General features: G+C 48.7%; 12 protein-coding genes. 8 read left to right on the top strand and 4 right to left on the bottom strand.

All coding sequences use genetic code 11. The features are described from left to right. The first annotated feature begins 62 nt into the window (after positions 1-62). The 3 genes from rfbD (at position 63) to XMA152_RS09330 (ending at position 3480) form a co-directional block, all read left to right on the top strand. Positions 63-1013, top strand: a complete 951-nt coding sequence (rfbD, locus tag XMA152_RS09340) for a dTDP-4-dehydrorhamnose reductase (RefSeq protein ID WP_173483429.1) — start codon at positions 63-65, stop codon at positions 1011-1013. A 108-nt stretch (positions 1014-1121) separates the two neighbouring features. After that, positions 1122-2705: a peptide chain release factor 3 gene (locus tag XMA152_RS09335; RefSeq protein ID WP_173483428.1), complete on the top strand. Its 1584-nt coding sequence runs from the start codon at positions 1122-1124 to the stop codon at positions 2703-2705. 1 nt (position 2706) lies between these two features. Beyond that, positions 2707-3480: a TatD family hydrolase gene (locus XMA152_RS09330; protein WP_173483427.1), complete on the top strand. Its 774-nt coding sequence runs from the start codon at positions 2707-2709 to the stop codon at positions 3478-3480. Here XMA152_RS09330 and XMA152_RS09325 read toward each other — a convergent pair. Next, positions 3477-5324 carry a beta-ketoacyl synthase gene (locus XMA152_RS09325; RefSeq protein ID WP_173483426.1) on the bottom strand — a complete coding sequence of 616 codons (1848 nt, stop codon included), beginning with the start codon at positions 5322-5324 and terminating at the stop codon, positions 3477-3479. The genes XMA152_RS09330 and XMA152_RS09325 overlap by 4 nt on opposite strands. Positions 5325-5502: 178 nt before the next feature. On the opposite strand from XMA152_RS09325, the gene XMA152_RS09320 reads away from it, so the two are divergent. Then, complete coding sequence (locus XMA152_RS09320) at positions 5503-6156, top strand: OmpA family protein (protein ID WP_173483425.1); 654 nt, start codon at positions 5503-5505, stop codon at positions 6154-6156. Positions 6157-6198: 42 nt separating this feature from the next. Here the strand turns inward: XMA152_RS09320 and XMA152_RS09315 are convergent, their stop codons facing one another. Genes XMA152_RS09315 through map form a run of 3 tightly spaced genes read right to left on the bottom strand, consistent with a single transcriptional unit; the run spans position 6199 to position 9980 of the window. After that, a complete protein-coding gene (locus tag XMA152_RS09315; RefSeq protein ID WP_173483424.1) occupies positions 6199-6495 on the bottom strand; it encodes a DUF1244 domain-containing protein in 297 nt (98 codons plus the stop codon). A 9-nt stretch (positions 6496-6504) separates the two neighbouring features. After that, on the bottom strand, positions 6505-9204 hold the full coding sequence (locus XMA152_RS09310; protein WP_173483423.1) for a [protein-PII] uridylyltransferase: 2700 nt from the start codon (positions 9202-9204) through the stop codon (positions 6505-6507). Positions 9205-9209: 5 nt separating this feature from the next. Further along, a complete protein-coding gene (map, locus tag XMA152_RS09305; protein WP_173481457.1) occupies positions 9210-9980 on the bottom strand; it encodes a type I methionyl aminopeptidase in 771 nt (256 codons plus the stop codon). A gap of 387 nt (positions 9981-10367) precedes the next feature. Between map and rpsB the strand changes: the two genes are divergently transcribed. The 4 genes from rpsB to frr all read left to right on the top strand — a co-directional run bounded on the left by rpsB (position 10368) and on the right by frr (position 13467). Continuing rightward, on the top strand, positions 10368-11102 hold the full coding sequence (gene rpsB / locus XMA152_RS09300; RefSeq protein ID WP_173481456.1) for a 30S ribosomal protein S2: 735 nt from the start codon (positions 10368-10370) through the stop codon (positions 11100-11102). Between the two features lie 105 nt (positions 11103-11207). After that, positions 11208-12068: a translation elongation factor Ts gene (gene tsf, locus XMA152_RS09295; RefSeq protein WP_173481455.1), complete on the top strand. Its 861-nt coding sequence runs from the start codon at positions 11208-11210 to the stop codon at positions 12066-12068. 92 nt (positions 12069-12160) lie between these two features. Continuing rightward, entirely contained in the window at positions 12161-12910 is a 750-nt protein-coding gene (pyrH, locus tag XMA152_RS09290; protein WP_173481454.1) for a UMP kinase, read from the top strand. Then, positions 12910-13467 (top strand): ribosome recycling factor, encoded by a 558-nt coding sequence (gene frr / locus XMA152_RS09285; protein ID WP_173481453.1) that lies wholly within the window; start codon positions 12910-12912, stop codon positions 13465-13467. Before pyrH ends, frr begins: the two co-directional genes overlap by 1 nt. The last annotated feature ends 20 nt before the right edge of the window (positions 13468-13487 follow it).

The raw sequence follows: 13487 nt of genomic DNA, 5'->3' as shown, positions 1-13487 counted from the left end.
TGGTTGCACTGCCGGTTTCCCCTTTTTAAACTCATATTAATGGTTGTTGGAGTGATTCAGAGTTGTACGGCGATAAAATTAGAATTTTAGTAACCGGTTCGGAAGGGCAGATTGGCCGAGCGTTTTGTCGTGTCGCTGAAAAGCTAGAAAATATCGAAATAATCCCCGTCAACCATCGCAGTTTTGATGTGACTGATCCGGCTGCCATTGAAGCCAAATTGGCGGATGTACTTCCACATTACGTTCTTAATGGTGCCGGTTTCAATCAGGTTGATGCGGCCGATGCCCACCCAGGCAAAGCCTTTGCAATTAATGCGGATGGGCCTCTTAATCTGGCTAAAGCCTGCAGTGACCTTAGTATTCCAATTATCCATATCTCGTCTGATTACGTGTTCGATGGTCACTATGCGAGTGGCTATACTGAACTGGATGAGCCGGCTCCCTTAGGAGCCTTTGGTGAGTCAAAACTGCGCGGTGAAGAGCATGTTAGAGCTTATCAACCTAAACACATTATTCTTAGAATCAGCTGGGTATTCAGTGAGTCCGGAGTCAACTATCTGACCAAAATGCTCGATAAAGCGCGTGAGTATAAAACCATTGAAGCGGTGGATGATCGACGTGGATGCCCAACCGCTGCGCATGATGTGGCTCGAGTAATTTTGGCGATTATCCAACAGTTGGAAGAGGGTGCTGATCACTGGGGTACCTACCACTACTCCGGTGCAGAGATCACAACGCGCTACCGATTTACTGAGGCGATCATCGCTGCTGCTGGCCAATATGAGGAGCTGGCGGTTCGTAAAATTCGCCCGGTGGCTGGCGCAGAAGAGGAGGGGGCCGAACGCCCAACTTCATCCGTGCTGACCTGTAAGAAGATTTTGAATACCTTCGGTATTCGTCAACGTCCATGGCGCGTCGACCTGCAAAGACTGATTCGTGAAATCTACGGTGAAGATGGCAGTAAAGTGCCTCAACCGACGGTAGAAACCAAAGCGGAAGAGCTAGGTTCCTAGTCAATCTGCTCTAAAACGGTCGAGTCGTTTGTCTAATCGCTTAGAATCAGCGAAAATACGCGCCAATTCTGAGCGACGGCTCTTTTCAATTTTCTAGAAGAACGATTCATGTCAAACGCAGTTCACGATCAAGTGGCTAACCGCCGCACTTTTGCAATCATCTCCCACCCTGATGCGGGTAAAACCACTATGACCGAAAAGCTATTGCTATTAGGTCAGTTGATTCAGGTTGCTGGTACCGTAAAAGGCCGAGGCAGTGATCGTCACGCGACCTCTGACTGGATGTCGATGGAGCAGGAGCGTGGCATCTCGATCACCTCGTCTGTGATGCAATTCCCATTCCGTGACCGTATCGTTAACCTACTGGATACACCGGGGCACGAGGACTTCTCGGAAGATACCTATCGCACATTGACCGCGGTGGATTCTGCTTTGATGGTGGTTGACGGCGCAAAGGGTGTCGAGGACCGTACCATTAAACTGATGGATGTCTGTCGTCTTCGCGATACTCCTATTTTCTCATTTGTGAATAAGTTAGACCGTGAGATACGTGACCCTATTGAGCTCTTGGATGAGATTGAATCGGTACTAAAAATTGAAGCCGCACCGATTAACTGGCCTATCGGTGCCGGTCAGCGTTTTAAAGGGGTCTACAATCTTTACACGGATCAAATTCACCTGTTCACCAAGGGGCAGGGGCATCTGCTTGCTGAACAGAATATCATTCAAGGCTTGGATAGCGACGAAGCTCGTGAGCTGTTGGGTGCCGATTATGAAGAGTTCTGTGACGAGATCGAACTGGTACAAGGGGCTACCCACCAGTGGGACAAGGAGTCCTACCTAGCGGGTACCATGACTCCGGTATTCTTTGGTACGGCATTAGGTAACTTTGGTGTTCGAGAGATGATGCATGATTTTGTTGATTGGGCTCCTGCCCCTTCTCATCGTGCAACAGAGACACGTGAGGTTCAGGCGGATGAAGATAAATTCACAGGCTTTGTCTTTAAGATCCAAGCAAATATGGATCCAAAGCACCGTGACCGCATTGCTTTTATGCGTATCTGTTCAGGCAAATACACCAAAGGTTTGAAGATGAAACATACGCGCATCGGCAAAGATGTTCGTATCGCAGACGCGGTTACCTTTGTTGCGGGTGATCGCGAGGCGGTGGAAGAGGCTTGGTCTGGTGACATCATCGGATTGCATAACCACGGTACCATTCAAATCGGCGACACCTTTACAGAAGGTGAAGAGCTTAAATTTACCGGCATTCCACACTTTGCTCCTGAACTATTTAAGCGTGTGCGTCCTACTGATCCACTGAAGATGAAGCAGCTTCAGAAAGGGTTGCAGCAGCTATCAGAAGAGGGTGCGGTGCAGTTGTTTATGCCACTTCGCAACAACGATCTGATTCTCGGCGCGGTAGGTCAGCTTCAGTTTGACGTGGTCATGTATCGCCTTAAAGATGAGTATAAAGTGGACTGTGTCTATGAGGCGATCAGTGTTGCGACGGCTCGTTGGGTTGAGTGTGCTGACGATAAGATGCTCAATGACTTCCGCAAAAAAGGGTATGACAACCTGGCCGAAGATGGTGCAGGTCTAATGACCTACTTGGCACCGACACGAGTGAACTTAAACCTCACCGAAGAGCGTTGGCCGGATATTCAGTTCCGCGCTACTCGCGAGCACTAACATGCTTTTTGATTCCCATTGCCATCTCGACTTTCCCGAGTTTGCAGTGGGAATCAGCTCTCATCTCGATCAAGCACAGGCAAAGGGTGTAACGGATATTCTGGTACCCGGAGTCACGGCTAGCGATTGGCCTAGAGTGATCCATACCTGTCAGCTTAACCATCTAATTCGGCGTCATCTGGCGCTTGGCTTGCACCCCTGTTTTCTAAAACAGCACGATATTGATCAAGATCTTTTGACCCTAGAGACGCTCCTTAAGCAGAGAGATGACGTTGTTGCGATTGGTGAGTGTGGATTAGACCTTTTTATTGAAGATCCACAATTAGATAGGCAGCAGAAACTCTTTGATGCTCAGTTAGAGTTAGCGGCTGCATTTGAATTGCCGGTTGTGCTTCATGTTCGCCGCTCCGTCGATCTGATTACGCAGCGCTTAAAACGCCACCGTTTACGTAGAGGTGGCGTTGCCCATGCATTCTCGGGTAGCCAGCAGCAAGCGGATAATCTTGTTGCCTTGGGATTTTTGATTGGTGTTGGTGGGGCAGTGACCTATGATCGAGCTAATCGACTCAGAAGGGTCGTCTGTTCACTGCCAGTGACAAGCTTGGCGCTTGAGACGGATGCGCCCGATATGCCGTTAAGCGGTCATCAGGGTAAGCCAAATCACCCGTATCGGGTTGCAGAAGTGGCTGATGCCGTCGCCGAGTTACGTGGTGAGTCTACTGAATCTATTGCTCAGCAAACTCATCACAATGTGACTGCTCTTTTGGGGCTTTAGGTTAGATCTTCGTAGGCGTTTGAAACGTCGAAGCTGACTGGCAAAGAGCGACCTGGAACTTTAATTCCAGAATGAGTGATCTCTAAATCTTCACCAGCAAGCACCGCATAGTCATAACGGTAGGTCGGTCGAGTCGTGCCTTTGAGTGCGGCTTGGTTATACTCTTGAGCCTGAGCGACTGTCGCTTCTGAGCGTTTCTGCCACTCAAGCATCTCTGCAGCGCCATAACGTTTTTGAAGCAGGTTAATCGTCTCAGTCGGCGAGATGAGTACCGCAGTCGCGTTGTTGCCACCAAAGCCTTTAGAGTTGATCAACGCGTTAGAAATGAATTGATTACCCACCTCTTTATGCTGAAGAGGTAGCTCAAGATGGCTCTGATGAACGTCGCTAGCTACTGCCTGAGTAGTAACTATGCCGGGGATGACTCCCTGTTCCCAAACACCCAGTGTTGAAACCAGTTGGTCACCACCCGCAGTGCCCTGAGAGTGTCCGAGGTAAGTCTTAACCGCAGTGACCGTCCAATCATTGATGTTGAACGCTTTGCCGACCTCGTTTAATACATGTGATTCAGTCACTCGGTTCTGTGGTGTGCTGGTGCCATGCGCTTGAATCATTGAGTGCTGCTGTAGCGCTTCAGAACCGAGTAGCTTCTCAACCAAAGAGGCCGCTTTGCCCAGGGTTAAGTAGTTACCGACACCGGGTGCTGAGATCGATTTTTTATAACCGTCGGCATGAACATAGACATCAGGCACCGAAGCATAGATCTGAGCGCCGGTCTCGATCGCTAGGCGATCACTCATCAGAACAATAAATTGACTCGATTCACCAATGGTGAAACCGCAGTTGTCCCCAAATGGACGGCAGGCTGAACGGTGGTCTACATCAGCAAGTGAAGCGAGCTTATCCAGTGCCTGAAGCTGTTTGTCTTCAGCCAATGCGCCCATGGCGCGGAACCCTTCAATAACCTCTGGAGTGACCGGGGCGTCAGACCCGCCAACCAGAACAAACTCAGCCTTATTGGTGCGAATCGCTTCAACGGCATTACGCAGGTTGTACAGGAAAGTCGCACAGGCACCGAGCGCGCCGCCGGTCGTGCCAAGGTTGCCAAGCATGTAGGCGTTAACGAAATCAGCCGGCATTTGCGCATAACCCAACGGCATCTGCTTAGAGGTTGTGCGCTTACCAATCGCAGGGTATTTATTGAGACCGCCAAAGCCTAAGTCGTCGAGTTGGCCAATTGAGTTAGAGGCAAATACCGCAATTTGATCAGGAGCCAGAGTATCGAGCAGTTTATCGATATCCAGACCTGTGGAGGCCAGTGCATCAGAGGCTGCATAGATCGCCATTTGCAGTGCGCGCGGATGGTTGCGTGATTGGTATAGAGAACCCGGTTCAAACCCTTCAGGCAACATACCGGCGCTCTGAACAGGCAGTACGCGTGTATCGTTGAAGATTAGGTCGAGCGCACCGGTTAGGGTGACTTCGACCTGGCCTGCCTCTGTATCTGCCAATGTCCAGTTGTCGGGGATGTTGGTCGGAAGATCACGTTTGCGCAGAGTGAATTTAATGGATTCACCTGCCGGATGGATCTTTGATGCCTTGTTCATCAGGACACGATTTGCGTCAAAGAATGAAGTTGGAATTTTACGGATCAGGGTGGCATCAAGCAGTGCCTGTCGCTCATCTGCATGACTGTTGGTGAGAACGGCGAGATCCTGTAACACATCCTGCTGATCTTTATCAGACAAGGTGTCAAAGATGAGGCGTTTGTAGCCTTGGTTGAATGAGGAGCGACCGGCGGGGCTGATGCCACCAAAACCAACGATGACCGGTAAATGAGACACTGCCTTGCTCCCCATAAATGACACAAAAAATATCAGGAAATTGTAACTTGCAGGTCAGGTTCTGGCTAGACGCTGAGGCGGCAAATGTAAAAAAATGTTAACCCACATGCTCGGTTCGACTTTTGAGGCTACACTGAGCATAGAAAAGGATGAATTTAAGAGATGTAAGAGGAATTTGATGAAAGGTTCAATACTCTCGATAGCGGTATGTTGTGCTCTGGTTGGGTGTCAAACCATTGATCCCTATACACAGCAAACTAAAACAGCCAATGCGACTAGCGGTGCCGGTATTGGCGCAGCAGCGGGTGCTGTACTGGGTGCCATTGTATCTAAAGGTAATCGTGCCGAAGGTGCACTGATTGGTGCAGCCCTAGGTGGTGCTGTTGGTTCAGGTGTCGGTTACTACATGGATCAGCAAGAGATGCTGCTTCGTCAAGAGCTTGAAGGAACGGGTGTCCGCGTCGAACGAGTGGGTGATGAGATTCGCCTGGTCATGCCGAGTAATATCACCTTTGCTGTGAACAGTGAGCGTTTTGATAACGCCTTTTATCCGGTTTTGGATTCAGTCGCTAAAGTGTTGGCGAAGTTTGAAAAGACCAGCATTAATGTGGATGGTTACACCGACTCGACTGGGTCATTTGAATACAACCAGATGCTATCTGAAAGGCGTGCGGCTGCTGTGTCGAACTATTTAAGACAGGTAGGTGTGGATGCTCTTCGTATCGCGACTCGCGGTTTTGGTGAACGCTATCCGCTGGCTTCTAATGAGACAGAAGAGGGGCGTGCACAGAATCGCCGAGTAGAGATCTGGATTCGTGGTGCGGAAGTTTAAAAAAGAAGATGGTGCTCGGTTGAGCACCAGAATGTAAAAAGATTACTTAGCGCCGGTGACTTCGTTGAACTTGCTCAACTGGTCTGCGCTGGCCTCTTTTTGGTACTTCACTTTCCAATCAGCATAAGGTTCGCCGTAGACAAGCTCTCGCGCTTGCTCATAATCAACGCTCTCGCCGCGCTCTTCAGCCGCTGCAACATACCACTTCGAGAGACAGTTTCGGCAGAAAGAGGCTAGGTTCATCAGGTCGATGTTCTGAACCTCTTTGTGGTTGTCTAAATGCTCCACTAGACGGCGAAATACCGCCGCTTCGATTTCTGTTTTAGTCTGTTGTTCCATCTCGGTTCCTTACTGCATATGCTGATCAAGCTCTTTACAGATCTCACTGGTGAGTTGCTCACAGATTTCGGGATCAGTAATCGGCTGATTGTTGGCATTGGTTAAATAGAAAAAATCCTCAACGCGCTCGGCGATGTTGGCGATCTTGGCGTTGTGAACATTGATCTCAAACTGCGCAAAGATACGTCCGATTCGAGAGAGTAGACCAGGGCGGTCCGCTGTGAATACCTCAAGTACGGTCTGTTTCAGATTGGGATCGGTGTGTACTGAAGCACTGGTTTTGATCGGAAACAGTTTAAGCTGCCTCGGTACTCTTCGATGAATGATGTCAGGGAAGTCTGCGGGATCATCCAGTTCATCGACCAACTGCTGTTGAATCTCTTTTTGGTAGTCTGGATTGTCATTCAATGGCTGATTGTTCTCATCCAGCACCATGTAGATGCTGAGCGTGTAGCCGTTATTGGTTGCCATGATGCGGGCATCTTGAACACTGAGATTTTGCTGGTCTAATGAGGCAACCGTTGCGGCGAAGAGGTTGGTCGTATCTTCAGTAAAGATGAAAATCTCCGTCGCACCCTCATGAGAGCGATAGCTGTGTTGGTGCAGCGTCACAACCGGCAATGGCTGGTTGCCATGTTCAAGTATGGCCTGTGTGTGCCGGGCAACGGCTTGACTGTCGATGCGTAAAAAGTAGTCATCCCCAAAGTGTTGCCACAGATTTTTAACGCGCTCCTCTTTGGCTCCCAATCGCTTAAGGGATTGCAGTGCTTCAAACTGAGTCTGTTCAATCAACTCCTCTTTACCCAGAGGGTTCTCTAGTCCGCGTCGAAGAGCACGCCTGGTTTCGGCATAGAGTTGACGAAGCAGGGTTGCCCGCCAGCTGTTCCAAAGTTCATTATTGGTCGCATTGATGTCAGCGACGGTCATCACATAGAGATAGTCCAGGTGTGTCACATCGCCCACGATGCTAGCAAATTCATGAATGACTTCAGGGTCTGAAAGGTCGCGTCGTTGTGCCGTCATCGACATGATCAGGTGTTTATCCACTAGCCAGGCGACCAGTGCGCTGTCCCATTTTCCTAGGTGGTGTCGTTTACAGAACTCCAGTGCATCGACTGCGCCGAGTTCTGAGTGATCACCTCCGCGACCTTTGGCGATGTCGTGGTACAGGCCGGCCGCGTAAAGCAGCTCAATTTTAGGTAGATTGTTCACTACGCGATGAGCGACAGGGAAGGTTTCACGAAACTCTGTGTGCCGGAACTGACGCATCATCTGAATCACTTTGAGCGTGTGTGCATCAACCGTGTAGATATGGAAAAGATCGTGTTGCATCTGGCCAACAATATTACCGAACTCAGGTAGATAGAGGCCTAAAATGCCGTAACGATTCATTCGCTTCAGCTCTGTCGAGACACGTTCAGGTGAACGCAGTAGCTCCATAAAGAGGCTGGTATTTCGGAGGTCAGACCTGAAATCATCATCGATCAGGTGTTTGTGATCTCGAAGTAATCGAATCGTCGAGGCACGAACACCTTTAATTTCAGGATTCTGTGCCATCAGAACAAACAACTCCATGATGGCAAAAGGGTTCTGCTCAAATACCTTGTTGTGTGCGACGGCCAGAAAATTGTCGCGAACGATAAAGCGTGAGTTTAGCTTCTGTATCTGTTGCTCTACATCGGCTCTAAGAATAACTTCGTCAAAGTATTGCAGTAGCATGCCGTTGAATTCTGACATCGCTTTAACAACACGGTAGTAGCGGCTCATGAACTGTTCAACCGCTAACGAACCTTTGTCATCCGAGTATCCAAAGTACTCAGCCAGAGTGCGCTGGTGATCAAACAGCAGTCTATCTTCACGGCGCTTTGAGTGCATATGCAGGGCATAACGAACTGTCCAGAGGTAGAGTTCACCTTTGTTGAGTGTTTCAAGCTCTGACTCCGTTAAAAAGCCGTGATTGACTAAGTCTCTAATATAGGTGGCACCAAAGTGTCTCTTGGCAACCCAGCCGATGGTTTGAAGATCGCGCAGTCCACCTGGGGAGTTTTTGATGTTAGGTTCAAGATTGTATTCGGTGTTGTTGGTGCCTAGATGCCGTGCTGTCTGCTCCTTCATTTTCGCTTTGAAAAATTCAGAGTCTGTCCAGGCGTCATCCTGAGTGACGCGCTCAAACATTTTTAGTTGCAGGGATGGGTCCCCTGTCAGCGGGCGTGACTCGATCAAGTTGGTGGCGATGGTAATGTCATTACGGCACTCTTGATAGCACTCTTCAATGGTGCGCACACTAGAGCCAATATCCAGGTTGATATCCCAAAGAAGTGTCAAAAAGCCGCTAATGGTCTCCTCGAAACTTTCAGCCTCAACACCATCGATCAAAATCAGAATGTCGACATCGGAGTGGGGGTGTAGCTCCCCTCGGCCATAGCCCCCGACTGCGATCAGCGAGACTTTGGATTCGTCTGGCCAATCGAAATGTTGCCAGGCAACTCGTAAGATTTGGTCAATCACCCAGGCACGACCGTAGATCAACTTGCGAATATCCTCTTTCGCTTTGAAGCTCTCATGCATCGTTTCCGTAGCATGTCTAACTGCGCTTTTCAGGGCAGTGGTCAAGTTGCCATCATTGATCTCTTGTTCGAGCCGTTTGATATCTAAAAACTTCTCGATGCCATTGATGGGGACGGGTGTCAGCTTGATAGCTTGGCTCATCAAATTTAGCCTTTCTCTTCACTACGCAGGGTGAGAATTTCATGGCCATCAGCCGTCACTAAAATCGTGTGTTCATACTGAGCAGAGAGACGACGGTCTGCTGTCTCTACAGTCCAGCCGTCACGCTTGTTTAACTTAACCTGGCGTTTGCCGGCGTTAATCATCGGTTCGATGGTTAGGCACATACCCTCTTCAAGGGTTTCACCAGTTCCTGCTTTGCCGTAGTGGAGGACTTGAGGCTCTTCGTGGAACTCTGCACCGATGCCGTGGCCGCAATACTCGCGAACCACCGAGTAGTGGTTTGCTTCGGCATGTTTCTGAATCACGGCGCCGATATCACCGAGTTTCACACCCGGTTTGACCAGCTCAATACCCATGTTCATACACTCTTGAGTGATCTCGCAGAGGCGTTTTGCATGTGGTGCAACATCACCTACAAAGAACATTTTGCTGGTGTCGCCATGGTACCCATCTTTGATCACGGTAATGTCGATGTTGACAATGTCGCCGTTCTTTAAGGCTTTGTCATTGGGGATGCCGTGACAAACGATTGAATTGACTGATGTACAGATGGATTTAGGAAAACCGTGGTAGTTCAAAGGTGCTGGAATCGCTTGCTGCACATCAATAATGTAGTTGTGACAAATTTGGTCAATCTCATTGGTTGTGATGCCAGGCTTTACATGCTCTTCGATCATCTCAAGAACCTCGGCGGCTAAGCGTCCAGCCACTCGCATCTTTTCGATTTCGTCAGCGGTTTTGATCTTGATGGTCATCGGTGAATCCTTTTTAAATCGGTGATTTGCGCTTCGGAAAATTGAAGGCGTTTTTGATACTGCTTATTGTACAGGAGGTAGTGTTTTGGTCTACCGGAGTTTGCTATGTAATTTTGAAAGCGGATGTCAGGCTGAAAGCCAGACGCCCTAGATCTTTAAGTGGTTTTTAATTGGGTGTCTGGCCTTCAGCCTGACATCCGCTTTAAAAGGTAGGTAGGGAGTAAAATTACTTCTCAAACGTTAGTCTTTATGGTATAAACTGCGCTCCCAAAAATCGTGCTTCGGCACTAAAACTAAAACACACACACTTCGTCACGTTTGTCTGGGTGCCCTAAGGGGTTGATAAATGGGGGGTGTGGAGGTTTAAACCCATAGAGGAAATACCAAATGGCACAAGTAAATATGCGCGATCTGCTTAAAGCAGGTGTTCACTTCGGTCACCAGACTCGTTACTGGAACCCAAAAATGTCGAAGTTCATCTTCGGTGCGCGTAACAAAATTCATATCATCAACCTTGAGCACACTCTGCCAGCTATGAACAACGCACTAGACGTTGTTAAAAACATGGCTTCTAACAAAAACAAAATTCTTTTTGTTGGTACTAAACGTGCAGCAGCTAAGGTTGTTAAAGAAGAAGCATCACGTGCGGGCATGCCTTACGTAAACCACCGTTGGTTGGGTGGCATGCTAACTAACTACAAGACAATCCGTCAGTCGATCCGTCGTCTACGTGATCTTGAAGCTCAAGCACAAGATGGTACTTTCGAGAAATTGACTAAGAAAGAAGCGCTAATGCGTAGCCGTGAAATGGCTAAGCTTGAGCTATCTATCGGCGGTATCAAGGATATGGGCGGTCTTCCAGATGCTCTATTCGTTATCGACGTAGATCACGAGCGCATCGCAATCAACGAAGCTAACAAGCTTGGTATCCCTGTCATCGGTGTTGTTGATACTAACAGCAACCCAGACGGTGTTGACTACGTTATCCCAGGTAACGATGACGCACTACGTGCCATTCAGATCTACGCTCAGTCTGTTGCAGACGCGTGCCTAGAAGGTTCTGATGCAACGGGTGGCGCTGCAAGCGAATTCGTTGAAGTTGAAGAGCAAGCGGCTGAGTAATTCAGTCTTAGGTTTGTAACCTTTAACTTACATACTTTCAAAAGGGGGAGCCAGGCTCCCCTTTTTTAGATTTACCTAACTAATTTCTTAAATGAGGATTGCAAAATGGCAAATATCTCTGCGGCAATGGTAAAAGAGCTGCGTGATCGTACTGGCCTAGGCATGATGGAGTGTAAAAAAGCACTTGCTGAGTCTGGTGGTGATGTTGATAAGGCGATTGAAGATCTACGTAAGTCTTCAGGTCTAAAAGCTGCTAAAAAAGCTGGCCGTACTGCTGCTGACGGTGTTGTTGTGGTTCGTGTTGCTGACGACAACAGCTACGGTGTAATCGTTGAAGTTAACTCTGAAACAGACTTTGTTGCTCGTGACGAAGGTTTCCTTGGTTTTGTTAGCCAGGTAGCTGACAAAGCGTTTGCTGATAAGCAGACAGATGTTGCAGCTCTAATGGCTGGTGACCTTGAGTCGGCTCGTGAAGCGCTAGTTCAAAAGATTGGCGAGAACATTACTGTTCGTCGTATCGCTCTTGTTGAAGGTGCAGTCGTTGCTGGATACGTACACAGCAACAACCGTATCGCTTGTCTTGTCTCTCTTGCAGGTGGTGACACTGAAGTGGCTCGTGACGTTGCTATGCACGTTTCTGCAGCTAACCCTCGTGTGTGTAAGCCTGAAGATATGCCACAGGAAGAGCTTGATCGCGAGAAAGAGATCATCATGGCTCAGCCTGACATGGAAGGTAAGCCACAAGAGATCAAAGAGAAAATGGCAATCGGCCGTGTTAAGAAGTTCCTTTCTGAAAACAGCCTTGTTGAACAGGCGTTCGTTAAGAACCCAGAGACAACTGTCGGCAAACTTATCAAAGATGCTGGTACTGACATCAACGGTTTCACCCGCCTAGAAGTTGGTGAAGGCATTGAAGTTGAGAAGAAAGACTTCGCTCAAGAGGTAGCAGAGCAGCTGCAAGGCTAATTCTGTACTAAACTAGCCCTGCCGACTTGCGGGGCTAGTTGTTTTCGATATACCTTTATCACACTTCTTTTAATCGCCTGCCGGGGGTGCCCATGCCTGTAAACAAGCCTAACTCCAAATATAAGCGAATTCTTCTGAAATTAAGCGGTGAAGCTTTAATGGGAGAAGAGAACTTTGGTATCGATCCAAAAGTTCTTCATCGAATGGCTCTGGAGATCGGTCAGTTAGTGGGTATCGGCGTTCAGGTCGGTCTAGTGATTGGTGGTGGTAACCTGTTTCGCGGCGCTGCGCTAAGTGAAGCAGGATTGGATCGAGTGACTGGCGACCATATGGGTATGCTAGCCACTGTGATGAACGCACTTGCAATGCGTGATGCACTCGAACGCTGTAATATTGCGACGCGAGTGATGTCGGCAATTCCGATGAGCGGCGTTGTGGATCACTATGATCGTCGAAATGCGATGCGTTACCTGTCACAAGGTGATGTGGTGATCTTCTCTGCTGGTACCGGTAACCCTTTCTTTACAACCGACTCTGCTGCCTGTCTGCGCGGCATTGAGATCGAAGCCGATGTGGTACTTAAGGCAACTAAGGTTGACGGCGTCTACACTGCGGATCCTATGAAAGATCCAACGGCTGAGCGCTACGACCGTCTAAGTTTTGATGAGGTGCTTGAGCGTCAGCTGGGTGTGATGGATATGACAGCAATCTGTCTGACCCGTGACCACGATATGCCCGTGCGCGTTTTCAATATGAACAAGCATGGTGCTCTTGTTAACCTAGTTGTAGGTGGCGACGAGGGTACATTGATCGATAGCGGCAGCGCTAACGGAGATAAATAATGATTACTGAGATTGTTCAAGACGCTGATCAGCGTATGTCAAAAAGCGTTGATTCTCTTGTAGAGCAGTTTAAAAAAATTCGAACAGGTCGTGCGACCCCTGCCATTCTTGATTCTGTGATGGTCCACTACTACGGTTCTGATATGCCGATTCAGCAGGTTGCTAACGTGACGGTTGAAGATGCGCGTACACTGTCGATCATCCCATGGGAAAAGAACATGGTTCCTGAGATCGAAAAAGCGATCATGAAATCAGATCTTGGTCTTAACCCAGCGACAGCCGGTGATGTTATTCGCGTGCCAATGCCAGCGCTGACCGAGGAGACTCGTAAGGGCTATATTCGTCAGGCACGTGGCGAAGCTGAGAATGCTCGAGTGGCTGTGCGCAATGTGCGTCGTGATGCTAACGGTGATATTAAAGATCTTTTGAAAGAGAAAGAGATAACAGAGGACGATGCGCGTCGTGGCGAAGATCAGGTTCAAAAAGAGACTGATAAGCACGTTGCTGAGATCGACAAGCTGTTGGCTCAAAAAGAGAAGGATTTGATGGAGATTTAATCCATCAAATTCGCGCACAG

Origin of the sequence: Marinobacterium sp. xm-a-152 (assembly GCF_013282965.1) — a bacterium.
Lineage (GTDB): Bacteria > Pseudomonadota > Gammaproteobacteria > Pseudomonadales > Balneatricaceae > Marinobacterium_E.
Note: the sequence above shows the minus strand (reverse complement) of the source record. Positions and strands in the feature narration are given on the sequence as shown.